Origin of the sequence: Streptomyces sp. NPDC094032, from assembly GCF_040303965.1 — a bacterium.
Classification (GTDB): Bacteria; Actinomycetota; Actinomycetes; order Streptomycetales; family Streptomycetaceae; genus Streptomyces.
Window position 1 is genome coordinate 136,007 of record NZ_JBEOUE010000016.1, and the last position, 21,536, is coordinate 157,542.

21 protein-coding genes are annotated in these 21,536 nt (G+C 71.8%); 15 read left to right on the forward strand and 6 right to left on the reverse strand.

The features are described from left to right. Positions 1-8 precede the first annotated feature (8 nt). Positions 9-689 (forward strand): response regulator, encoded by a 681-nt coding sequence (locus ABTZ54_RS22770; protein ID WP_351666084.1) that lies wholly within the window; start codon positions 9-11, stop codon positions 687-689. Positions 690-702: 13 nt separating this feature from the next. Here the strand turns inward: ABTZ54_RS22770 and ABTZ54_RS22775 are convergent, their stop codons facing one another. Continuing rightward, entirely contained in the window at positions 703-1,794 is a 1,092-nt protein-coding gene (locus ABTZ54_RS22775; RefSeq protein WP_351666087.1) for a DUF5937 family protein, read from the reverse strand. 100 nt (positions 1,795-1,894) lie between these two features. Here ABTZ54_RS22775 and ABTZ54_RS22780 point away from each other — a divergent pair, with 100 nt between their 5' ends. Next, a complete protein-coding gene (locus tag ABTZ54_RS22780; protein WP_351666089.1) occupies positions 1,895-2,029 on the forward strand; it encodes a hypothetical protein in 135 nt (44 codons plus the stop codon). A gap of 28 nt (positions 2,030-2,057) precedes the next feature. Here the strand turns inward: ABTZ54_RS22780 and ABTZ54_RS22785 are convergent, their stop codons facing one another. Then, complete coding sequence (locus ABTZ54_RS22785) at positions 2,058-3,212, reverse strand: threonine aldolase family protein (protein ID WP_351666091.1); 1,155 nt, start codon at positions 3,210-3,212, stop codon at positions 2,058-2,060. Between the two features lie 126 nt (positions 3,213-3,338). Here ABTZ54_RS22785 and ABTZ54_RS22790 point away from each other — a divergent pair, with 126 nt between their 5' ends. From ABTZ54_RS22790 to ABTZ54_RS22835, 10 genes are all read left to right on the forward strand, one after another. After that, positions 3,339-4,271, forward strand: coding sequence for a Rossmann-like and DUF2520 domain-containing protein (locus tag ABTZ54_RS22790; protein WP_351666093.1), 933 nt, complete (start codon positions 3,339-3,341; stop codon positions 4,269-4,271). After that, positions 4,268-5,275: a pantoate--beta-alanine ligase gene (gene panC, locus ABTZ54_RS22795; protein WP_351666095.1), complete on the forward strand. Its 1,008-nt coding sequence runs from the start codon at positions 4,268-4,270 to the stop codon at positions 5,273-5,275. Before ABTZ54_RS22790 ends, panC begins: the two co-directional genes overlap by 4 nt. Beyond that, a complete protein-coding gene (locus ABTZ54_RS22800; protein WP_351666097.1) occupies positions 5,272-6,963 on the forward strand; it encodes an L-aspartate oxidase in 1,692 nt (563 codons plus the stop codon). Before panC ends, ABTZ54_RS22800 begins: the two co-directional genes overlap by 4 nt. Further along, entirely contained in the window at positions 6,960-7,976 is a 1,017-nt protein-coding gene (nadC, locus tag ABTZ54_RS22805) for a carboxylating nicotinate-nucleotide diphosphorylase (RefSeq protein ID WP_351666099.1), read from the forward strand. The genes ABTZ54_RS22800 and nadC overlap by 4 nt, the downstream gene beginning before the upstream one ends. After that, positions 7,976-8,782, forward strand: coding sequence for a type III pantothenate kinase (locus ABTZ54_RS22810; protein WP_351666101.1), 807 nt, complete (start codon positions 7,976-7,978; stop codon positions 8,780-8,782). Before nadC ends, ABTZ54_RS22810 begins: the two co-directional genes overlap by 1 nt. 108 nt (positions 8,783-8,890) lie before the next feature. Beyond that, positions 8,891-9,499, forward strand: a complete 609-nt coding sequence (locus tag ABTZ54_RS22815; protein WP_351666173.1) for a hypothetical protein — start codon at positions 8,891-8,893, stop codon at positions 9,497-9,499. 14 nt (positions 9,500-9,513) lie between these two features. Further along, a complete protein-coding gene (locus ABTZ54_RS22820) occupies positions 9,514-9,690 on the forward strand; it encodes a hypothetical protein (protein ID WP_351666103.1) in 177 nt (58 codons plus the stop codon). A 130-nt stretch (positions 9,691-9,820) separates the two neighbouring features. Further along, on the forward strand, positions 9,821-10,243 hold the full coding sequence (locus tag ABTZ54_RS22825; RefSeq protein ID WP_351666105.1) for a BlaI/MecI/CopY family transcriptional regulator: 423 nt from the start codon (positions 9,821-9,823) through the stop codon (positions 10,241-10,243). 9 nt (positions 10,244-10,252) lie between these two features. Continuing rightward, the gene (locus tag ABTZ54_RS22830) at positions 10,253-10,768 is read left to right on the forward strand and encodes an amino-acid N-acetyltransferase (protein ID WP_132917747.1); all 516 of its coding nucleotides are present in this window, start codon (positions 10,253-10,255) and stop codon (positions 10,766-10,768) included. A gap of 143 nt (positions 10,769-10,911) precedes the next feature. Beyond that, positions 10,912-11,250: a histone-like nucleoid-structuring protein Lsr2 gene (locus ABTZ54_RS22835; protein ID WP_046911923.1), complete on the forward strand. Its 339-nt coding sequence runs from the start codon at positions 10,912-10,914 to the stop codon at positions 11,248-11,250. Here the strand turns inward: ABTZ54_RS22835 and ABTZ54_RS22840 are convergent. Then, positions 11,229-11,846, reverse strand: a complete 618-nt coding sequence (locus ABTZ54_RS22840) for an SCO3374 family protein (RefSeq protein ID WP_351666107.1) — start codon at positions 11,844-11,846, stop codon at positions 11,229-11,231. The genes ABTZ54_RS22835 and ABTZ54_RS22840 overlap by 22 nt on opposite strands. A 473-nt stretch (positions 11,847-12,319) precedes the next feature. Here ABTZ54_RS22840 and ABTZ54_RS22845 point away from each other — a divergent pair, with 473 nt between their 5' ends. Continuing rightward, positions 12,320-14,842, forward strand: a complete 2,523-nt coding sequence (locus ABTZ54_RS22845) for an ATP-dependent Clp protease ATP-binding subunit (RefSeq protein ID WP_351666109.1) — start codon at positions 12,320-12,322, stop codon at positions 14,840-14,842. Positions 14,843-14,911: 69 nt separating this feature from the next. Here the strand turns inward: ABTZ54_RS22845 and ABTZ54_RS22850 are convergent, their stop codons facing one another. Together ABTZ54_RS22850 and ABTZ54_RS22855 are read right to left on the reverse strand one after the other, a co-directional pair. Further along, positions 14,912-17,674: an NACHT domain-containing protein gene (locus ABTZ54_RS22850; RefSeq protein WP_351666111.1), complete on the reverse strand. Its 2,763-nt coding sequence runs from the start codon at positions 17,672-17,674 to the stop codon at positions 14,912-14,914. Continuing rightward, positions 17,671-18,018, reverse strand: a complete 348-nt coding sequence (locus tag ABTZ54_RS22855) for a trypco2 family protein (protein ID WP_351666113.1) — start codon at positions 18,016-18,018, stop codon at positions 17,671-17,673. The genes ABTZ54_RS22850 and ABTZ54_RS22855 overlap by 4 nt, the downstream gene beginning before the upstream one ends. A gap of 464 nt (positions 18,019-18,482) precedes the next feature. Here ABTZ54_RS22855 and ABTZ54_RS22860 point away from each other — a divergent pair, with 464 nt between their 5' ends. Further along, positions 18,483-19,145, forward strand: a complete 663-nt coding sequence (locus ABTZ54_RS22860; protein ID WP_351666115.1) for a M23 family metallopeptidase — start codon at positions 18,483-18,485, stop codon at positions 19,143-19,145. Between the two features lie 15 nt (positions 19,146-19,160). On the opposite strand, the gene ABTZ54_RS22865 is transcribed toward ABTZ54_RS22860, so the two are convergent. Continuing rightward, complete coding sequence (locus ABTZ54_RS22865) at positions 19,161-19,724, reverse strand: TetR/AcrR family transcriptional regulator (protein ID WP_351666117.1); 564 nt, start codon at positions 19,722-19,724, stop codon at positions 19,161-19,163. 107 nt (positions 19,725-19,831) lie between these two features. Here ABTZ54_RS22865 and ABTZ54_RS22870 point away from each other — a divergent pair, with 107 nt between their 5' ends. Then, positions 19,832-21,493: an MDR family MFS transporter gene (locus tag ABTZ54_RS22870; protein ID WP_351666119.1), complete on the forward strand. Its 1,662-nt coding sequence runs from the start codon at positions 19,832-19,834 to the stop codon at positions 21,491-21,493. Positions 21,494-21,536 lie beyond the last annotated feature (43 nt).

Consider the following 21,536-nt stretch of genomic DNA (forward strand, 5'->3'; position numbering starts at 1 on the left):
GGAACAGCATGTCCATTCGCGTGATGCTCGTCGACGACCAGGTGCTGCTGCGCACCGGCTTCCGTATGGTGCTCGCCGCCCAGCCGGACATGGAGGTCGTGGCCGAGGCGGGCGACGGCGTGGAGGCGCTGGAGGTGCTGCGGGGGACGGACGTCGACGTCGTGCTGATGGACGTGCGCATGCCCAAGCTGGACGGGGTCGAGACGACCCGGCGGATCTGCTCCCAGGCGGGCGCCCCGAAGGTGCTGATCCTCACCACCTTCGACCTGGACGAGTACGCCTTCTCCGGGCTCAAGGCGGGCGCCAGCGGCTTCATGCTGAAGGACGTGCCGCCGGCCGAGCTGCTCGCCGCCATCCGCTCCGTGCACAGCGGCGACGCGGTCGTCGCCCCCTCCACCACCCGGCGTCTGCTCGACCGCTTCTCGCCGATGCTGCCGTCCACCGGGCGCGAGAGCCGGGCCGCCGACAGCGGGATCGACCGGCTCACCGACCGCGAGCGCGAGGTCATGCTGCTGGTCGCCCAGGGTCTCTCCAACGGCGAGATCGCGGCGCGGCTGGTGCTGTCCGAGGCGACCGTGAAGACCCACGTGGGGCGGATCCTCACCAAGCTGGACCTGCGCGACCGGGTGCAGGTCGTCGTCCTCGCGTACGAGACCGGCCTGGTCCGGGCGGGCGGCGGCGCCCTCTGAGCGCCCTCCCGCGCTAGCGCAGGACCGACTCCAGGAAGTCGCTCCCCAGCCGGGCCACCACCGGGAAGTCCAGCTGGTGGAGCACGTAGCGGCCCCGGCGCTGGGTCGTCAGGAGGCCCGCCTTCTTCAGGACGGAGAGATGGCGGGAGACCTCCGGCGCGCTGATGCCGTACGCGTCGGCCAGCTCGCTCGTCGAGTACGGGCCGCGCGCCAGGCTCCGGCACAGCCGCATCCGCATCGGGTGGGCGATGGCCTCCACGCGCGCCTTGACCGTCTCGGTCGGCTCGGCGCCGCCGACCTCCCGGGTCGCGGCCGGGTACTGGATGACCGGCTGCCAGCCGGGCGCGCTGGTCGCGAACAGGTGCGGCCAGCCGAAGGCCGTCGGGACGAGGGTCACCCCGGCGCCCTGGGCGTCCGTCCAGCCGTGCACCAGCTTGTCCACGACGATCCTGCTGCCGCCGTGCGGGCCCTCCTCCAGGCCGAGCGCCGGTGAGGCCGCCGTCAGCGCCTCCGCGAGGCCCTTGCGGCGCAGCAGCTCCGTCTTGTGGCGGGCGTCGGCGGCGAGCTGGACGCGGACGCGGCGCCAGGTGTCGGCGAAGAACGCGTCGTCGCAGTCCTCCAGGAGGCGGCGTATCCAGGCCCGGGTGCCGGTGGGGTCGGCCAGCATCCGGTCCACGAACGCGGCCTGGCGCGGGCCCCGCGCGGCGGCCAGGTCGAGGGCGCGGCGGCGGCTGCGCTCGTCGACCAGCGGGGACGGGATGCCCTCGGAGTAGCGGCTGCTGCACGAGATCTCCAGGGCGGCGCCCACGAACTTCTCGTCGTCCAGCCGGTCGAGGTCGTCCAGCTCCTCCGCCAGGGTCTCCCGGGGCTGCGCGGGCAGCAGGAAGTCGGAGCGGGTGGAGCGCCACATGAAGTCGGCCTCGTGGAGCCGGTCCGCCAGCTCGGGCTTCAGTCCCGCCGAGGTCGTCGTCGTCCAGGCGTGCAGCCGGGCGTGGTGGGCCGGCTCGGCCAGGGCGTGCAGGGCGTTGCCCAGCTCGGCCAGGGGCGAGGGGCAGAAGAGGATCCGCTCGTGCGGCAGTCCGGTGATGTCGATCGTCACGCTCACCCCCCTATGGTGCGGGGGCGGGCGGGGGTGCTGTCGTGCCATTTGACCAGGGGCGTCAATCGGCGGGCGGCGGCGGGCGGGCCGGGCGCACGGTGTGCCCATGAACGCCCTTCACCAGTACCTCTTCGACAGCTATCGGGCCGCCCGGCACCGCGAGCCCGCGCCGCCCCAGCCGGGGACCCACGACCTGGCGGTGCTGCGGGACGTCCTGCGACGGCTGCTGCGGCGGGGGTAGCGGCCACCGCCGCAGAGAGCGCCGCTTTCTATCCGTCCAGCTTCCCCAGGAAGTCCCGGGCCGCCTTCTTCACGTCCTCCGCCGTCCACTCCAGGCCCGGCGCGCTGACCGTCACCTCGGTCGTCGACACGCCGGGCGGGCCGCCCGCCGGGGCCGGGAACCAGCGGCGGAACAGGGCCGTGCCCTCCTCCGCCAGGGCCAGGGAGGCCGCCGTGAGGGCTTCGGGGGCGTACGGGAGCCAGATCTGGAACTGGTGGGTGTGCGGCTGCTCCGGGTGGACCCGGAACCAGGGCGTGCCCGCCTCCTCGAAGGCCTCCCGCAGCGCGTCCGCGACCACGCGGGCGTGCGCCACGTACGCGGGCAGCCGGGGCAGCTCCGTCTCCAGGCCGCGCAGGGCCGACAGGGCGGCCGGGTACTGCTGGAAGAGGTCGCCGCCGTAGCGGTGGCGCCACAGGCGCGCCTCGGCGATCAGGTCCTCGGGGCCTGCGAGGGCGGCGCCCGACATGCCGCCGAGCGACTTGTAGAACGACACGTAGACGCTGTCGGCGAGGGCCGCGATCTCGGGGAGCGCGCGGCCGAATCGGACCGTCGTCTCCCAGAGGCGGGCGCCGTCGAAGTGGACCACGGCGTCCCGCTCGCGGGCCGCCTCGACCACCTCGGTCAGCTCGTCCCAGGTCGGCAGGACGAAGCCCGCGTCCCGCAGCGGGAGCTCCAGCATCAGGGTCCCGAAGGGCTCCGGGTGGTCCCGTACCTCGTCCGCCGTGGGCAGCCGGGGGGCGGTCGTGGGGTGCGTCGTGCGCAGCGCGGCGACCGTGGTGAAGGCCTGGTCCTCGTGCATCTCGGGGTGGGCGAGCGGGTGGAGGGCCACGACCGGGTTGCCGGTCCTGCCGGCCCAGCAGCGCAGGGCCACCTGCTGGGCCATCGTCCCGGTGGGGAAGAAGGCCGCGGCGGGGAAGCCCAGCTCGCGGGCGACCCGCTCCTCGACCTCGGTGACGACGCCGTCGCCGTAGATGTCCAGCGGGGTGTCCGCGTACGGGCCGGCCGCCGCCCAGTCGGCCAGCTCGCGCAGGCGCGCGGCGACCGTGCCGTCCGGGGAGGCGTCCCACAGCTTGCGCGGGGCCTCGCGCAGGGCCCGCCGCAGGGCGGCCGTCACATCCTGATCCGTCTCGTTCTCCGTCTCCATGAAGCAGATCATCACACCGCCGCCCACACCCTGTGGACAGCCACGGGTTCGCGCGAAACGCTGGCGTAGCATGACCAGAAATCGTCCGGTACCCACCGCGGACTGGAACGGAAGGCCGACCCGATCGTGAACGCACCACCAGCAGACCCCCGGCACCAGGCGGAACGGGCCGAGGACCGGCCCGCCCGGCTCACCGTCGGAGTCGTGGGAGCGGGGCGGGTGGGACCCGTCCTCGCCTCGGCGCTCCAGCTCGCCGGACACCGCCCCGTCGCCGTGTCGGCGGTCTCCGAAGCGTCCCGGCGCCGGGCCTCGATCCTGCTGCCCGACGTGCCCGTCGTGGAGCCCGCGCGGGTCCTCGCCCTCGCCGATCTGGTGCTGCTCACCGTCCCGGACGACGCCCTGCCCGGGCTCGTCGAGGGGCTCGCCGACACCGGGGCGGTCCGGCCGGGCCAGCTGATCGTGCACACCTCGGGGCGGTACGGCGTCCGGGTGCTCGACCCGGCGCGCCGCGCGGGCGCGCTGCCGCTCGCGCTGCACCCCGCCATGACCTTCACCGGCACCTCCGTGGACGTCCAGCGGCTGGCCGGCTGCTCGTTCGGCGTCACCGCCCCCGACGAGCTGCGGCTCGCCGCCGAGGCGCTGGTCATCGAGATGGGCGGCGAGCCCGAGTGGATCGCCGAGGAGAACCGGCCGCTGTACCACGCGGCCCTCGCCCTCGGGGCGAACCACCTGGTCACCCTGGTCGCCCAGGCCATGGAGCTGCTCCGCTCGGCCGGTGTCGCCGCCCCCGACCGGATGCTCGGGCCGCTGCTCGGCGCCGCCCTGGACAACGCGCTGCGCTCCGGCGACGCCGCCCTGACCGGGCCCGTCGCGCGCGGCGACGCCGGGACGGTCGCGGCGCACGTCGCCGAGCTGCACAAGCACGCGCCCGGCACCGTCGCCGGCTATCTGGCGATGGCCCGCGCGACCGCCGACCGGGCGCTCGCGCACGGCCTGCTCAAGCCCGAGCTCGCCGAGGATCTGCTGGGCGTGCTCGCCGAGGGGGACGACCTCCGATGACCTTCAACCTGGTGCGTACGGGCGGGGAGCTGCGGGCGCTGAAGAGCGACGGGCAGCGGGCCGTCGTCATGACCATGGGCGCCCTCCACGACGGCCACGCGACGCTGGTACGGGCCGCCCGCGAGCGGGTCGGGGCCGACGGCACCGTCGTCGTCACCGTCTTCGTCAACCCGCTCCAGTTCGGCGCGGGCGAGGACCTGGAGCGCTATCCGCGGACCCTCGACGCCGACCTGGCCCTCGCCGAGGCGGCCGGCGCCGACGCCGTGTTCGCCCCGGCGGTCGACGAGGTCTACCCGGGCGGGGAGCCGCAGGTCCGGATCACCGCGGGCCCGATGGGCGAGCGCCTCGAAGGCGCCTCCCGGCCCGGCCACTTCGACGGCATGCTGACCGTCGTCGCCAAGCTGCTCCACCTCACAGGGCCCGACCTGGCCTTCTTCGGCCAGAAGGACGCCCAGCAGCTGGCCCTGATCCGGCGCATGGTCCGCGACCTGAACTTCCCGGTGGAGATCGTCGGCGTGCCGACCGTCCGCGAGGCCGACGGCCTCGCCCTGTCCAGCCGCAACCGCTACCTGTCGGCCGAGGAGCGCCGTACGGCTCTTGCGCTGTCCCGCGCGCTGTTCGCCGCCCGTGACCGGCTGGCCGCCCAGGAGGCGCTGCGGGCCCGGGCGGAGGCGCTGCCGGGTGCGCAGGGGCGGGGCGACGCCCGCGCGCAGGCGCTGTCCCGGCTCGGCGAGGCCCGGGCCGCCGCCGACGCCCACGCGGTCGCCCAGGCGGTCGAGGGCGTGGGCGCCGACGCCGTGCGGTCCGCGGCCCGCGCCGTGCTGGACGACGCGGCGCGCGCCGAGCCGCCGCTCACCCTGGACTATCTCGCCCTGGTCGACCCGGCCGACTTCACCGAGGTCGCGGACGGGCACGACGGGGAGGCGGTCCTCGCCGTCGCCGCGCGGGTGGGGAGCACGCGGCTCATCGACAACATCCCCCTGACCTTCGGAGCGGTGAAGTGACCGGAATACGGCTGCACGCGCCCGCCCCCGGCTGGTCCATCGACGCCGACGTCGTCGTGGTCGGCTCGGGCGTCGCGGGCCTCACGACGGCCCTGCGCTGCACCGCCGCCGGGCTGCGCACCGTCGTCGTCACCAAGGCCCTGCTGGACGACGGCTCGACCCGCTGGGCCCAGGGCGGCATCGCCGCCGCGCTCGGCGAGGGCGACACCCCCGAGCAGCACCTGGACGACACCCTGGTGGCGGGCGCCGGACTCTGCGACGAGCAGGCCGTGCGGGCCCTGGTCACCGAGGGCCCGGACGCGGTGCGCCGGCTGATCGCCACGGGCGCCGACTTCGACCGTACGGACGAGGGCGAGATCGCGCTGACCCGCGAGGGCGGCCACCACCGCCGCCGCATCGCGCACGCCGGCGGCGACGCGACCGGCGCCGAGATCTCCCGCGCCCTGGTCGAGGCGATACGCGACCGGGGCGTGCGCACCATCGAGCACGCGCTCGTCCTGGACCTCCTGAAGGACGCCGAGGGCCGCACGGCGGGCGTGACCCTGCACGTGATGGGCGAGGGCCAGCACGACGGCGTCGGCGCCGTCCACGCCCCCGCCGTGGTGCTCGCCACCGGCGGCATGGGCCAGGTCTTCTCCGCCACCACGAACCCGGCGGTCTCCACCGGCGACGGCGTCGCGCTCGCGCTGCGCGCGGGGGCGGAGATCTCGGACCTGGAGTTCGTGCAGTTCCACCCGACGGTGCTGTTCCTGGGCGTCGGCTCGGAGGGCCAGCAGCCGCTGGTCTCCGAGGCGGTACGCGGGGAGGGCGCCCATCTCGTCGACGCCGACGGGGTGCGCTTCATGCTGGGGCAGCACGAGCTGGCCGAGCTGGCGCCCCGGGACATCGTCGCCAAGGCGATCACGCGCCGGATGCTGGAGCAGGGCACCGAGCACATGTACCTCGACGCCCGCCACTTCGGCGCCGAGATGTGGGAGCGGCGCTTCCCGACGATCCTGGCCGCCTGCCGCTCGCACGGCATCGACCCGGTCACCGAGCCGATCCCGGTCGCCCCTGCGGCCCACTACGCCTCCGGCGGCGTCCGCACCGACCTGCACGGCCGCACGACGGTGCCGGGCCTGTACGCGTGCGGCGAGGTCGCCTGCACGGGGGTGCACGGCGCCAACCGGCTCGCCTCGAACTCGCTCCTGGAGGGCCTGGTCTTCGCCGAGCGGATCGCCGACGACATCACGGCGCACGGCCCGCACCGCGAGGGCCTGCCGGTCGTCGCGGGCGGCTCCACGGTGCTGACCCTGCTCGGCCCGGAGCTCCGCCGGGACATCCAGCGGACCATGACCGAGGGCGCGGGCGTGCTGCGCTCCGCCGACAGCCTGTCCGACGCCGCCGACGCCCTCGAAGCGCTGCGGCTCGACGCCGAGGGCGACCGCAAGGCGGCCGAGCCCGGCGTCGACTCCTGGGAGACCACCAACCTGCTGTGCGTCGCCCGGGTCCTGGTGGCCGCCGCGCGGGAGCGCGAGGAGACCCGCGGCTGCCACTGGCGCGAGGACCGGCCCGACCGGGACGACGCCGAGTGGCGTCGCCATCTGGTCGTCCGGCTGACGTCCGACCGCCGCCTGGTGGTGCGCCGCACCGCCGCCGCAGACTTTCCGCCCGTAACCCCCGACGCACCCAGGGAGCCGCAGTCGTGAGCACGCCCGAAGAAGCACGTCCGCAGCCCGTGGACGTCCCCCTCATCCAGATCAGCGCGCCCGCCGAGAGCGGCGGCTGCGGCGACGGCTGCGGCTGCGGCGGCGGCGCGGAGGAGTTCGAGTGCGGGCTCGACCCGGCGCTCGCCCAGCTGCTCGCCGACGCGGGGCTCGACCCGGTCCAGGTCGAGGACATCGCGCACCTGGCCATCGCCGAGGACCTCGACGGCGGCGTGGACGTGACGACCGTGGCGACCGTGCCCGAGGACGCCGTCGCGACCGCCGACTTCACCGCCCGCGAGGCCGGTGTGGTGGCGGGTCTGCGGGTCGCCGAGGCGGTCCTGTCCATCGTCTGCACCGACGAGTTCGAGGTCGAGCGGCACGTCGAGGACGGCGAGCGGGTCGAGGCCGGCGACAAGCTGCTGAGCGTCACCGCCCGCACCCGTGACCTGCTCACCGGCGAGCGCGGCGCGCTGAACATCCTGTGCCGCCTGTCCGGCATCGCCACCGCCACCCGCGCCTGGGCGGACGCCCTGGAGGGCACCCGGGCCAAGGTCCGCGACACCCGCAAGACGACCCCGGGCCTGCGCGCCCTGGAGAAGTACGCGGTGCGCTGCGGCGGCGGCGTCAACCACCGCATGTCGCTGTCGGACGCGGCCCTGGTGAAGGACAACCACGTGGTGGCGGCCGGTGGCGTCGCGCAGGCCTTCAAGGCCGTGCGGGAGCTCTTCCCGGAGGTCCCGATCGAGGTCGAGGTCGACACGATGCACCAGGTCCGCGAGGTCCTGGACGCGGGCGCCGACCTGATCCTGCTGGACAACTTCACCCCGGGCGAGACCGAGGAGGCCGTGGCGCTGGTCGCCGGGCGGGCCGTCCTGGAGTCCTCGGGCCGGCTGACGCTGGAGAACGCGGCGGCGTACGCGGCCACCGGCGTGGACTACCTGGCGGTGGGCGGTCTCACCCACTCGTCCCCGATCCTCGACATCGGGCTCGACCTGCGCGAGGCGGCCGTCTGATGCTGCTCACGATCGACGTCGGCAACACCCAGACGGTCCTCGGCCTCTTCGACGGCGACGAGATCGTGGAGCACTGGCGCATCTCCACCGACCCGCGCCGCACCGCCGACGAGTGGGCGGTGCTGCTCCAGGGCCTGATGGGGATGCATCCGCTGCTCGGCGTCGAGCTGAGCGACGGCATCGGGGGGATCGCGATCTGCGCGACCGTCCCCTCGGTGCTGCACGAGCTGCGCGAGGTGACGCGCCGCTACTACGGGGACGTCCCCGCGGTCCTGGTGGAGCCGGGTGTCAAGACGGGCGTCCCTGTCCTCACGGACAACCCGAAGGAGGTCGGCGCCGACCGGGTCATCAACGCGGTCGCGGCCGTCGAGCTGTACGGCGGTCCGGCGATCGTCGTCGACTTCGGCACGGCCACGACGTACGACGCGGTCACCGCGCGCGGCGAGTACGCGGGCGGCGCCATCGCCCCGGGCATAGAGATCTCGGTGGAGGCGCTGGGCGTCAAGGGCGCCATGCTCCGCAAGATCGAGCTGGCCAGGCCGCGCAGCGTGATCGGCAAGAACACGGTCGAGGCCATGCAGTCGGGCATCGTCTTCGGTTACGCGGGCCAGGTCGACGGCGTGGTCGGGCGGATGAAGCGCGAGCTGGCCGGACCGAACGGCGACCCCTCGTCGGTCACGGTGATCGCCACCGGCGGCCTGGCGCCGATGGTGCTGGCCGACTCCAAGGAGATCGCCGCCCACGAGCCGTGGCTGACCCTGATCGGGCTGCGACTGGTGTACGAGCGCAACGTCTCGCGGCTGTGATCCCTCCCGGCGGGACCGAGACCCGCCGGGAAGATCGAAAAGCGAGAGATTTGTCCGATTAGCGCGTATCGTCGGTCCATGCCCACGCCCTACGGACCCCGCGGCGGCATGGCGTTCAGCGCGGACGAGCTGCGTGTCCTCCGCCGCGCCCTCGCCACCGCGCTCAACCCCGCCCCCCTTCAGGACGACGACGTCCAGGACTGCCTGCGCCTGGCCGAATCCGTGGACGAGTCGGTGGCCGAGGCGGGCCGTCTGCGCGCCTTCCTCCTCGCCGACCTGGTCCGCTACCGCCAGGCCCTGCCCGGCTCCCTCACGGGCTACCTGGAGCTCCTCCAGGACGCCCTGGCGGCCGGCTACGACCCCGGCGCCGACGACCTCGCGGCCCTGCGCGCGCTGCGGCACAACCCCACCGCGGGAGCGCTGCTCGCCCGCTGCCAGGTGCTGGCGGAACGATCCGTCCGCGCCCGGCTGGCCCGCGTGGCCCAGGCCCAGGCCCCGGTCCGCGCCGCCGTCACCGGGGGCCCGCGCGCCCGGCTGCTCGCCCTGCCCGGCGGTCGCGCCGCCGACGAGGGCGGCGCCGGCCCCGGGGCGCCGGGGAAGCCCGCGCCCAGGCCGCCGGAGCCCGGCGAGCGCCCGGTGCCCAAGCCCTCCGAGGTCTTCCCGCCACGCCGGAGGCCGGTACCCCCGCCCCCGCCCGAGGAACGCGTCGCGGGCTAGCTAGTCTGGACGCCATGGACTACGTATCCGCGCTCCTGCCCCCCGTCGTGATGGCCGTCTTCTTCATCGGTCTGGTCGTCACGATCGTGAAGAGCCAGGGCGGACCGAACAAGACCAAGGAGGACGCGATCGTGGACGCCGCCCTGGCCCGCGCCGAGTCCACCCGGCAGCAGGGCAGCACCGCCCCGTAACGGGTCCGCCGCCCCGAGGACGTACGACCGCCGTCAGGCCGTACGTCCTTTTTGCGTTCTTGCGGGACGTTTTCTTCGTGAATGTGCGCCAATGGGGCATTATTCGGTCTCTGCGCACTAGGGTGGCGCTGTGCCCCGCCAATTGGGAGAGCTGGAAGACGCCGTCATGACCCGCGTCTGGCAATGGAACCGCCCGGTGACCGTCCGGGAAGTCCTGGAGGATCTCCAGCAGGAACGGTCCATCGCCTACACCACCGTCATGACCGTATTGGACAATCTCCATCAGAAGGGCTGGGTCCGCAGGGAAGTCGAAGGCCGCGCCTATCGATATACGGCGGTCTCGACCCGAGCCGCCTACTCGGCCGCACTGATGAACGAGGCCTGGGCGCAGAGCGACAACCCCGCCGCCGCCCTGGTCGCCTTCTTCGGCATGATGTCGCCGGAACAGCGCGAGACCCTGGACGACGCCGTGCGTATGGTCCAGAAGAGCAGCCCCGAGCCGAACCCGGCCCCCGAGCAGGGCGGCGCGGAACCGGGGGACCAGGGGCGATAACGTCCCCCCATGCCTTCCGCCAATGCCGTCACCGTACGCCGGGCCCGCACCTCCGATGTCGCCGCCGTGCGCCGTCTCGTCGATCCCTTCGTGCGCCGCGGCATCCTGCTCGACAAAGCGACCGTGACGCTTTACGAGTCCATCCAGGAGTTCTGGGTCGCCGAACGCGACGACGACGCCACCGTCGTCGGCTGCGGTGCGCTGCATGTGATGTGGGAAGACCTCGCCGAAGTCCGTACTCTCGCGGTCGATCCCGACTTCAAGGGCGCCGGAGTGGGACATCAGGTGCTGGACAAGTTGCTCCACACCGCCCGATGGCTCGGTGTCCGCAGGGTTTTCTGCCTCACCTTCGAAGTGGACTTCTTCGCGAAGCACGGCTTCGTCGAGATCGGCGAGACTCCGGTCGACGGAGATGTCTACAGCGAGCTCCTGCGTTCCTATGACGAGGGCGTCGCCGAGTTCCTCGGTCTCGAACGAGTGAAGCCGAACACCTTGGGCAACAGCCGGATGCTTCTGCACCTGTGAGCCGGCCCCTAAGCCGGTGTCTATGTCCGAATCGCGCACGTTTCCCGCGTTCCCGGGGTTCTGAACCTCTCCCAGGGGTTTGTGTTTTTCCGGGAAAAGCGGTTTCCTTTCCGCGTACTGCATTTTCGATGAAAGGAAATCCGGTGGCACAGAAGGTTCAGGTCCTTCTTGTCGATGACCTCGACGGCGGCGAGGCGGACGAGACCGTGACGTTCGCGCTGGACGGCAAGTCCTACGAGATCGACCTCACCACCGCCAACGCGGACAAGCTCCGCGACCTCCTTGAGCCGTACACGAAGAGCGGTCGCCGCACCGGTGGCCGCAGCGCCGGCGCCCGGGGCAAGGGCCGTGTCGTCGCCTCCGGCGGCAGCCCGGACACCGCGAAGATCCGCGCGTGGGCCAAGGAGAACGGTTACAACGTGAACGACCGCGGTCGCGTGCCCGCCGAGATCAAGGCGGCCTACGAGGACGCGAACCGCTGAGGCGTCGGCTGCCGGGTCGCCGGGCCCGCCCCCCGCGGGTGGTTCCGGGCGGCACCCAGCAGCCGCGTCCGGTGGCACTCGGCGGCAGCGGCGGCCACGAGCCGCACCAGACAGGGGGCGGTCCCGTCGGCCGCGGCACGCTCCCGCACCGAGGGCCGCAGGGCCGGCAGCGAGGACTCCACCTCGCGTCCCGGCTCCGGGGCCCTCAGCCACACCGGGGCACCCGGTGTGCCGCACCGGCTCCATCCCGGGGGAACGGGCGCGGCCATCCGGCCGTCGGCGCCCAGGGCCGCGAGATCCAGCGAGATCCCGCCCCACTCCAGCCAGTCGAGCAGCCCCGGCAGCTCCTCCGCGCTCCCCGCGGCCACGAGCAGCCGCATCCGCCGCCCCATGAGGGCCACCGGTCCGGTGTCGGCGCCCATCCGGCGCAGCACCCCCCGACCGGCCGCGGCGGGCAGTTCGAGCACGTCGAAACGCAGCCCCGTGACCAGCTGCACCGGAGGCCCGGCCACGGCCGCCCAGCCGAGCTCGTGCTCGTACCACCGCGCCGTACCGCCGTCGAGCGGTGAGCGGGGGAGCGGGACGGTGAAGGCCATACCGGGGGAACGTCTCCGGGGGCTCCTTGGTTACGTGCCACGACCGCACCGGTGACCGGCGGTCCTTGATCCGGTGCGCGGAGTGTCCATGATGGGGGCGTACGGGTGCATTCGAGAGTGCAAGGGTGTTCGCCCGTAGCGGAGGGAACCGGGGTGCGCCGCATGGAGTGTCAGTCCTTACGGGTAAGACATTCCATGTGAGGAGGGGTGACTCGCGGGCATCCGCGTCTCACGTTCGCCATCGGCGTACTGGAGGTGTGGGTAACTGCTTGGCCTGCGGGAACATCGTCTCGCACCATCGAGTTGGAGCATTTGTCGGCTGTTCGGCAGCAGGTCTCCCCAAGAACTAAGGGGGGGATCCGGACGGATGTCGGCAGTTGGAATGAGCGGTCCCCGCTTGCGGGACTAAGCTGCGGAAGGACAGGGAGGGGATCGACCCCTAACTGACTGACCGCTCTGAGGAGCGATTAACGATGTTCGAGAGGTTCACCGACCGCGCGCGGCGGGTTGTCGTCCTGGCTCAGGAAGAAGCCCGGATGCTCAACCACAACTACATCGGCACCGAGCACATCCTCCTGGGCCTTATCCACGAGGGTGAGGGTGTCGCCGCTAAGGCCCTGGAGAGCCTCGGGATTTCGCTCGAGGCGGTCCGCCAGCAGGTGGAGGAGATCATCGGCCAGGGCCAGCAGGCCCCGTCCGGCCACATCCCCTTCACCCCTCGTGCCAAGAAGGTCCTGGAGCTGTCGCTCCGGGAGGCCCTCCAGCTCGGCCACAACTACATCGGCACCGAGCACATCCTGCTCGGCCTGATCCGCGAGGGCGAGGGCGTCGCCGCCCAGGTCCTCGTGAAGCTGGGCGCCGATCTCAACCGGGTGCGGCAGCAGGTCATCCAGCTGCTCTCCGGCTACCAGGGCAAGGAAGCCGCCACCGCCGGCGGTCCTGCCGAGGGCACGCCCTCGACGTCCCTGGTCCTCGACCAGTTCGGCCGCAACCTCACCCAGGCGGCCCGCGAATCCAAGCTCGACCCGGTCATCGGGCGCGAGAAGGAGATCGAGCGGGTCATGCAGGTGCTGTCCCGCCGCACCAAGAACAACCCGGTCCTCATCGGCGAGCCCGGCGTCGGCAAGACCGCCGTCGTCGAGGGCCTGGCCCAGGCCATCGTCAAGGGCGAGGTGCCCGAGACCCTCAAGGACAAGCACCTCTACACCCTGGACCTCGGCGCGCTGGTCGCCGGCTCCCGCTACCGCGGTGACTTCGAGGAGCGCCTGAAGAAGGTCCTCAAGGAGATCCGCACCCGCGGCGACATCATCCTGTTCATCGACGAGCTCCACACCCTCGTGGGTGCGGGCGCCGCCGAGGGCGCGATCGACGCCGCCAGCATCCTCAAGCCGATGCTGGCCCGCGGTGAGCTCCAGACCATCGGAGCCACCACGCTCGACGAGTACCGCAAGTACCTGGAGAAGGACGCCGCGCTGGAGCGCCGTTTCCAGCCCATCCAGGTGGCGGAGCCCTCCCTCCCGCACACCATCGAGATCCTCAAGGGTCTGCGCGACCGGTACGAGGCCCACCACCGCGTCTCCATCACGGACGAGGCGCTGGTCCAGGCCGCGACGCTGGCCGACCGCTACATCTCGGACCGCTTCCTCCCGGACAAGGCGATCGACCTGATCGACGAGGCCGGCTCCCGGATGCGCATCCGCCGGATGACCGCGCCGCCGGACCTCCGCGAGTTCGACGAGAAGATCGCCTCCGTCCGCCGGGACAAGGAGTCCGCGATCGACTCGCAGGACTTCGAGAAGGCCGCCTCCCTGCGCGACAAGGAGAAGCAGCTCCTCGCCGCGAAGACCAAGCGGGAGAAGGAGTGGAAGGCCGGCGACATGGACGTCGTCGCCGAGGTCGACGGCGAGCTGATCGCCGAGGTCCTCGCGACCGCCACCGGCATCCCGGTCTTCAAGCTGACCGAGGAGGAGTCCTCGCGTCTGCTCCGCATGGAGGACGAGCTCCACAAGCGCGTCATCGGCCAGAAGGACGCCGTCATCGGCCTCTCGCGGGCCATCCGCCGCACCCGTGCGGGTCTGAAGGACCCGAAGCGCCCCGGTGGCTCGTTCATCTTCGCCGGCCCGTCCGGTGTCGGTAAGACCGAGCTGTCCAAGGCGCTCGCCGAATTCCTCTTCGGCGACGAGGACGCGATGATCTCCCTCGACATGTCGGAGTTCAGCGAGAAGCACACGGTTTCCCGTCTCTTCGGTTCGCCGCCCGGATACGTCGGCTACGAAGAGGGCGGCCAGCTCACCGAGAAGGTGCGCCGCAAGCCGTTCTCCGTCGTCCTCTTCGACGAGGTCGAGAAGGCCCACCCCGATATCTTCAATTCCCTTCTCCAGATCCTGGAGGACGGTCGCCTGACCGACTCCCAGGGCCGGGTCGTGGACTTCAAGAACACGGTCATCATCATGACGACCAACCTCGGGACCAGGGACATCTCGAAGGGCTTCAACCTGGGCTTCGCCGCCCAGGGCGACACGAAGTCCAACTACGAGCGGATGAAGGCGAAGGTCAGCGACGAGCTGAAGCAGCACTTCCGCCCGGAGTTCCTCAACCGTGTGGACGACATCATCGTCTTCCCGCAGCTGACCCCGGAGGACATCCTCCAGATCGTCGACCTGATGATCGGCCGCGTGGACGAGCGCCTGAAGGACCGGGACATGGGCATCGAGCTCTCCCAGTCCGCGAAGGAGCTGCTCTCCAAGAAGGGCTACGACCCCGTGATGGGCGCCCGGCCGCTGCGCCGGACGATCCAGCGCGAGATCGAGGACACCCTCTCGGAGAAGATCCTCTTCGGCGAGCTGCGCCCCGGCCACATCGTGGTCGTGGACACGGAGGGCGAGGGCGACGAGCGCACCTTCACCTTCCGCGGCGAGGAGAAGTCGGCCCTGCCGGACGTGCCTCCGATCGAGGCGGCGGGCGGGGCGGGCCCGAACCTGTCCAAGGAGGCGTGACGCGTAGGCGTCGTCGCTAGCGCTGTAGGGGCGGCCCCGGGACCTGGTGGTTCCGGGGCCGCCCCTTTGTCAGATGAGATCGAGGCGGTCGCCCAGAGCGGCGGCGCCGAGGACGTACTTGCGGGGGACGCCGGTGACGCGGACGCTCAGTTCGGGCAGGCCATGGAGGGGCGTGAGGTCCAGTGGGTCCGGGGAGCTCTCCGTGCTCACGAGATCGAGTTCGCGGAGCGCGCTGATGTCCGCGAGCACGTCGAGGCGTGGCAGCGGTCCGCCCATGAGGTAGATCTTCCTGAGCTGCGAGTGGTTGATCGAGCGCAGCAGCGCCAGGTCCGCCACGTGGCTGTTCAGGCCCATGGCCAGGTAGGTGAGGGGACGCCTTTCGAGCGTCCGAACGATGTCGGCCATGGCGAATTCGCCCGCGAGGAATACGCCGTCGATCTGGGGCAGATCCCGGAGCAACAGGAGTTGTTCGTAGGTCCAGACAGTGATCGCGTTGCCGGGCGGCAGCCGGGCAAGGACCTCGCTCGCGAAGGCCTTGGCGGGGAAGTGGGACCAGACGCTGGCGAACTGGAAAGTCTGACCGGCCTCGGCGAAGGCGCGAGCGTACGGGAGCGCCGTTGTCCCGCCGATCATGGATACCAACCGGACGACGCTGTCGACGGCGTCCTTCGCCACATCCTTCGGCCCGGGCAGCAGCGGCAGCACGTATCCGCCCAGCCGGGCCAACTGTGTCGTCTGCTCCGTGCTGCGAGGCAGCATCACCGACTTCACGGCCTTCTCCACCCGCCGCCGCAGCGGCTCGTCCAGCCAGGCCGCGTGCTGGGCGGCCAGCGCCGCCAGGACGTAGAGGGTGGTCTTCAGGTCCCGCTTGCGCGTCGCGGAGCCCGCCTCCAAGAGGCCGGACACCAGGATCGGCAGTTCACGGCGCTTGCAGTGCCCGGCGGCCAGCAGCAGGACGTCGTGCCAATGCTGCTCGTGCGTGTTGCGCAGGGCCTCCGGGAGGCCGTCGTCTTCGACGAGTTCCTTGGCGGCCAGGAAATCCTGGAAGGTGCGATGGGCGAAGTGGAACACGCCGTCCGTGCGCTCCTGGAGGAGGCCGCTGCGATTGATCAGGTGGCTGAGGATCTCCTCCGCCGTCCCCTGGGCCTGTACCCGGGGCATGCCCGGAAGCGTGCGCTCCAGACGGTCGAGGGCCTGGTCGCGGGTGAACTCGGTCTGGCCGCCGCGCACCAGCCACGCCGCCAGGCGCTGGAGGAGCTGGGTGTGCTCCTCCACCGTCATGTGGACACCGTCGGGGGCGTCGATGCGGCGCCGTTCGTCGCGGACGCCGAGAAGCATCGTCAGGGCGGAGTCGTAGAGCTCCCAGCGGGTCTCGGGGAGGAAGCCCTCTCGTAGCCGGTGGAGGGCGCAGATCACCGCGCAGAGGAGCGGGGTACGGGCCAGTTCGGCCAGGTTCGGGTTCTGCCAGAACTGCTGGGCCAGGTCGTGTTCGAGGCTGGCCAGGTTCTCCCCAGGGGCAGCGTCGAGACGCGCGGCCTGGTGCCACGCGGCGACGAATGCCTGGATGTCGTTTCCCCGAAGAGGAAGGAGGGTCAGCTCCTCGAAGTCCGCAGTGCCCAGCCAGTCCGTCGCCACGGCGTGTGGCCGTACGGTCGCCACGCACCGCGTGTCGGGGTAGCGGGCCAGCAGTCCGCTGAGCCACGCGTGGGTGTCCTCCCGGTCGGCCTGGGGGACCTCGTCCAGGCCGTCCACCAGGAGCAGCCCCCGCCCCGCGGCCAGCACCCGCCCCACCCAGCCCTCCGGAGCCGCGTCGATCATCAGCCCGGCGACCCCGGGCAGCTCGGCGGGGGAGGGGAAGCCGTTCCCCCGTGCCCGCAGGGTCCGCAGCGGTACGACGAAGGGGACGAGGCCGTTGAGCTCGGCGAGCTCCGGGCCCAGTGTCCCGGCGGCGGCGTGGGCGGCCAGCCACCACATGAGCGTGGTCTTCCCGGCGCCCGCGTCGCCGCGCAGCAGCACGCGGGGGCGGGCGGCGAGGAGGTCGTCGATGCGGCGGGGGACGGGGACGGCCTCGCGGTCGCGGGAGGTGGCCTCCAGGGAGAGGTAGGCGGTGTCGAGGTCCCACTCGGAGGCGCGCTTGCCGAGTTCGTCGAGGCCGAAGATCTTGGTGCGGCGGTAGGCGGCGCCGAGGGCTTCGGCGTACTCCTCCTCGTACCAGTGGTCGCGGGGCTGGCTGCCGGTGGCCGACACGGAGACGGCGGGGAGCCACTGGCGTGCCTCCTCGTCGGCGAGGACGGCGGAGAGCGGGACGCACTCCAGGCGCCGGTGGCCCCGGCCGCGCGGGACGGAGCGGACGATGCCGAGGAGGCGGCCGCCGGCGAAGACGGGGGCGCCGGAGAGGCCTGCCAGGGGGGAGGGGCCGTCTTCGTCGGTGGTGACGGGCGGGTGGTCCAGTTCGACCGTGAGGGTCCGGCGGAGCAGTCCGGCCATGGGCAGGACGGTGCCGGTGTACTGGTCGAGGTCCAGCTTCTGTCCGTCGTACCGCTGGATTGCGGGGTAGCCGAGGATCTCGCAGCCGGGTATCGGGTGGGTCGTGGCGACCGTGCTGAGCGCCGGGGCCGGGGCGAGTTCCAGGGTGCCCTGGAGGAGGGCGGCGTCGAGGCGGTCGTCCGACCAGACCACCCGTAGGCGGGTCGGGCCCTGGTGCGGGGTCACGACCATGGCGCTGTGGGCGCCGTCCAGGACATGGGCGCTGGTCAGGAGCGTGCCCGGCGCCACGAGGACCCCGGTGCCCTGCTGTCGCCCCAGCACCGCGAAGACGAGGTCCGGCGTCACCGGCTCTCAGCCGCCCCGCCACCGAAGCCGGAGAGGTCCGCCTCCTCCCCGTTCCCCACCAGCCACGCCCCGCCCGTCCCCGCGTCCCTCGGCTTCAGGGTGAAGGAGACGCGGTGGGTCTCGCCGCGGGTGCGGGACGCGTCGGCGCCGGCTTCGACGACCCAGGCCTTGACCTTGGTGCCGCCCTTGAGTTCCTTGCGGAGTTCGATCGTGAACTCCATCTGTATGTCGCCGACCTCGAAGGCGAGGGGGCGGCCGGTGGCGCGGGCGGCGGCGTCGACGAGCTGGTCGCGTACGGAGGCGATGGCGTCGGCGAGTTCGATCTTGGAGATGTCCTCGGTCATGGATCGGAAGTTAGTGCCGCCGGGAGGGTGGTGGAGGGGGTTCCGGAGGGTTCGGTCGCGTGACCCAGGTCGCATTCGGGGTGGCGGCGCGGTGACAAGGCGCACAGGGGTTTTCGAGGGTACTAAGCGGGATAGTGGGGACTTCTCGCTGGAATTCGGTACGCGCGGGGCTCAACCGGCGGGACTTTGGTCCCGGAGGTCCCGAAGGGGACATCGCGCGGCCTTTCGGGCGGTTCGGGGCATGCGCGACGTGGGGTTAAACCGATCGATCGGGGGCGTTATGTCCGAATTTGCGAGGGTGCTTCTCGGGCGTCAAGAGGTGAACTCGCCCGGAGATCGCTACGACACGATGTCGTAGATGGGGTGTTTTGGGCTGGATGGGGGTCCGGGTTACCAAGGATGAGCAAGCCCGGCGCAGACCGCTGTCGCGTCGGGTCCCGTTCTGTCCGGAGGTTCTCCCCCGTATGTCGAAGCGCGTCATGAAGCCCAGCATCCGTATCGCCGCCGTCGCCACCCTCGCCACCGCCGGCCTGGGAGCGTCGCTGGTGGCCGGAGCCGGGTCCGCCTTCGCCGCCGAGGGCACGGCCGCCACCGCGCTGGCGAACCAGGCCGCCGTGCAGGCCAAGGTCGCCTCGCAGGTCAAGGCCGCCCAGGTGAAGGCCGCCGCCACCAAGGCGCAGGCCAAGACCGTGGCCGCGCAGAAGTCGGCCGCCTGGGTCAAGCCGGTCAGCGCCTACACGCTGAGCGCCAGCTACAACCAGGGCGGCGCCATGTGGGCCCACAAGCACTCCGGCCAGGACTTCGCCGTCCCGACCGGCACCCCGGTCAAGGCCGCCGCGGCCGGCACCGTCGTGAAGGCCGGCCCCAACGGTGGCGGCGACGGCCCGGCGTACGGCAACGCGATCGTCGTGAAGCACGCCAACGGCATGTACTCGCAGTACGCCCACCTGTCGCAGATCAAGGTGAACGTCGGCCAGACGGTCTCCGCCGGTCAGCAGATCGCCCTCTCGGGCAACACCGGCAACTCCTCCGGCCCGCACCTGCACTTCGAGATCCGCACCACCCCGAACTACGGCTCCGCCGTGAACCCGGCCGCCTTCCTGCGGTCCCACGGCGTCTCCATCTGACGCCGAGGTGAGTGCTCAGGCCCCCCGCTGGGCCTGATCGATCAGATCGAGGGCGACCTCGAGGACGGCTTCGTGCTTCTCCTCGGGGTCGCCCTCGATGTTCTCCATGAAGAACGTGCCCGCGTGCATCGTGAAGATCGCGCTGACCGCGCGGACCTTGTCGGTCATGGAGGACTCGGGCTCCTGGATGAGGCCGACCATCGCGATCATGCGTTCCTTGAAGGTCAGGCCGATGCTCAGCTCGCGCACGGTGGCCTGGTTCTCCTGCATGAAGCGGAAGAGGGGGGCGGCGGCGAGCAGCGCTCCCTGGTAGCGGCGCAGGATCTCCTGCTTGGTCTCCAGGGTGCGGGGCTGCTCCTTGCCCCAGGCGATCAGCTCGTCCATGGGACGGGTGAGGTCCTCGAAGATGCTGATCAGGATGTCTTCCTTGGTCTTGAAGTGGTAGTAGAGCGCGGCCTTGGTGACGTCGAGGCGTTCCGCGATCTCGCGCAGCGAGGTCTTCTCGTACCCCTGCTCGGCGAAGAGTTCGAGAGCCACGTCCTGGATGCGCTGGCGGGTGTTGCCTCGGGCCTGGGCCATGGTCTCTCGCTTCCACATGTACTTACTTGACGACCGGCAAGTTGGGGGTCTACCTTCCCCAGTGTAGTTACTAGCCGGGCGGCAAGTAAGGAAACGGGGAGCGCGACATGGCGACGAAACAGACTGGTCAGGAACCGGCCACGGTGGAGGATCGGCAGCCGCGCAGCGTCCGTGTCGTCCTGCTCGCCCTCATGATCGCGATGCTGCTCGCGATGCTGGACAACATGATCATCGGCACCGCGATGCCGACCATCGTCGGCGAGCTCGGCGGCCTGGAGCACCTCTCCTGGGTCGTCACCGCCTACACCCTGGCCACCGCCGCCTCCACCCCGATCTGGGGCAAGCTGGGCGACATGTTCGGGCGCAAGGGCGTCTTCCTCACCTCGATCGTGATCTTCCTGATCGGCTCCGCGCTCAGCGGCATGGCGCAGGACATGGGCCAGCTCATCGGCTTCCGCGCGGTCCAGGGCCTGGGCGCCGGCGGTCTGATGGTCGGCGTGATGGCGATCATCGGCGACCTGATCCCGCCCCGCGAGCGCGGCAAGTACCAGGGCATGATGGCCGGCGTGATGGCCCTCGCCATGATCGGCGGACCGCTCGTCGGCGGCTCCATCACCGACCACTGGGGCTGGCGCTGGTCCTTCTACATCAACCTGCCGCTCGGCGTCGTCGCCCTCGCCATGGTCACCGCCGTGCTGCACCTGCCGAAGAAGCAGCGCGCCACGGGCACCCGGATCGACTTCCTCGGCGCGGGCCTGCTGACCCTCGGCATCACCGCGATCGTGCTGGTCACCACCTGGGGCGGCACGGAGTACGCCTGGGGCTCGGCCACCATCGTCGGCCTCGCGGTCGGCGGCGTCCTGGCCCTCGCGGCCTTCCTCTTCGTCGAGACCCGCGCGAGCGACCCGATCATGCCGCTGCACATCTTCCGCAGCCGCAACTTCACCCTGATGTCCCTGATCGGCTTCATCACCGGCTTCGTGATGTTCGGCGCGGTGCTCTTCCTGCCCCTGTTCCAGCAGTCCGTCCAGGGCGCCTCGGCCACCAACTCGGGCCTGCTGCTCCTGCCGATGCTGCTGTCGATGATGGTCGTCTCGCTGGTCGTCGGCCGGGTCACCACCAACAGCGGCAAGTACAAGGTCTTCCCGATCATCGGCGGCGCGCTGATGATGGGCGGCCTGTACCTGCTCTCCACGATGGACACGGACACCACCCGCTTCCTCTCCGGTGTCTACATGGCCGTCCTCGGCGCCGGCATGGGCTTCCTGATGCAGATCACGATGCTCGTCGCGCAGAACAGCGTCGAGATGAAGGACATGGGCGTCGCGTCCTCCTCGACCACCCTGTTCCGGACCCTCGGCTCCTCGTTCGGCGTCGCCATCATGGGCGCCCTGTTCACGAGCAAGGTCCAGGACGAGATGGCGGCCCGCGGCGGCGGCGCCGCGACCGCGCACTCGGCGCAGCTCGACGCGGCCAGCCTGGCCCGGCTGCCGGAGGCGGTGCGCGAGGCGTACCAGCACGCGGTGGCGGCCGGCACCCACTCCGCCTTCCTGGTCGGCGCGGCCGTCGCCGTCCTGGGCTTCGCCCTCGCCTTCTTCGTCAAGGAGGTGGCCCTGCGCGGCACGGGCCCGGCCAAGGCGGAGGGCGCGGAGGGCGCCGGGGCCGTCGAGGGCGCGGAGGTCGCCGGGGCTGACGGGGCCGCGGAGGTCACCGGGGTGCCCAAGGCCACCAAGGCCGCCGGGGCCACCGAGGTCGCCGAGACCGTCTGACCCCGTCTGACCGAGCCCGCACCCCCCGCACACCCCACGGCCC

Excerpts from the sequence above, each read along its gene's own strand:
- ABTZ54_RS22770 (WP_351666084.1), top strand. The coding sequence starts at position 9 with ATGTCCATTCGCGTGATGCTCGTCGACGACCAGGTGCTGCTGCGCACC.
- ABTZ54_RS22780 (WP_351666089.1), top strand. The coding sequence starts at position 1,895 with ATGAACGCCCTTCACCAGTACCTCTTCGACAGCTATCGGGCCGCCCGG.
- ABTZ54_RS22785 (WP_351666091.1), bottom strand. The coding sequence starts at position 3,212 with ATGGAGACGGAGAACGAGACGGATCAGGATGTGACGGCCGCCCTGCGG.
- panC (WP_351666095.1), top strand. The coding sequence starts at position 4,268 with ATGACCTTCAACCTGGTGCGTACGGGCGGGGAGCTGCGGGCGCTGAAG.
- ABTZ54_RS22810 (WP_351666101.1), top strand. The coding sequence starts at position 7,976 with ATGCTGCTCACGATCGACGTCGGCAACACCCAGACGGTCCTCGGCCTC.
- ABTZ54_RS22815 (WP_351666173.1), top strand. The coding sequence starts at position 8,891 with ATGGCGTTCAGCGCGGACGAGCTGCGTGTCCTCCGCCGCGCCCTCGCC.
- ABTZ54_RS22820 (WP_351666103.1), top strand. The coding sequence starts at position 9,514 with ATGGACTACGTATCCGCGCTCCTGCCCCCCGTCGTGATGGCCGTCTTC.
- ABTZ54_RS22830 (WP_132917747.1), top strand. The coding sequence starts at position 10,253 with ATGCCTTCCGCCAATGCCGTCACCGTACGCCGGGCCCGCACCTCCGAT.
- ABTZ54_RS22840 (WP_351666107.1), bottom strand. The coding sequence starts at position 11,846 with ATGGCCTTCACCGTCCCGCTCCCCCGCTCACCGCTCGACGGCGGTACG.
- ABTZ54_RS22845 (WP_351666109.1), top strand. The coding sequence starts at position 12,320 with ATGTTCGAGAGGTTCACCGACCGCGCGCGGCGGGTTGTCGTCCTGGCT.
- ABTZ54_RS22855 (WP_351666113.1), bottom strand. The coding sequence starts at position 18,018 with ATGACCGAGGACATCTCCAAGATCGAACTCGCCGACGCCATCGCCTCC.
- ABTZ54_RS22860 (WP_351666115.1), top strand. The coding sequence starts at position 18,483 with ATGTCGAAGCGCGTCATGAAGCCCAGCATCCGTATCGCCGCCGTCGCC.
- ABTZ54_RS22865 (WP_351666117.1), bottom strand. The coding sequence starts at position 19,724 with ATGGCCCAGGCCCGAGGCAACACCCGCCAGCGCATCCAGGACGTGGCT.
- ABTZ54_RS22870 (WP_351666119.1), top strand. The coding sequence starts at position 19,832 with ATGGCGACGAAACAGACTGGTCAGGAACCGGCCACGGTGGAGGATCGG.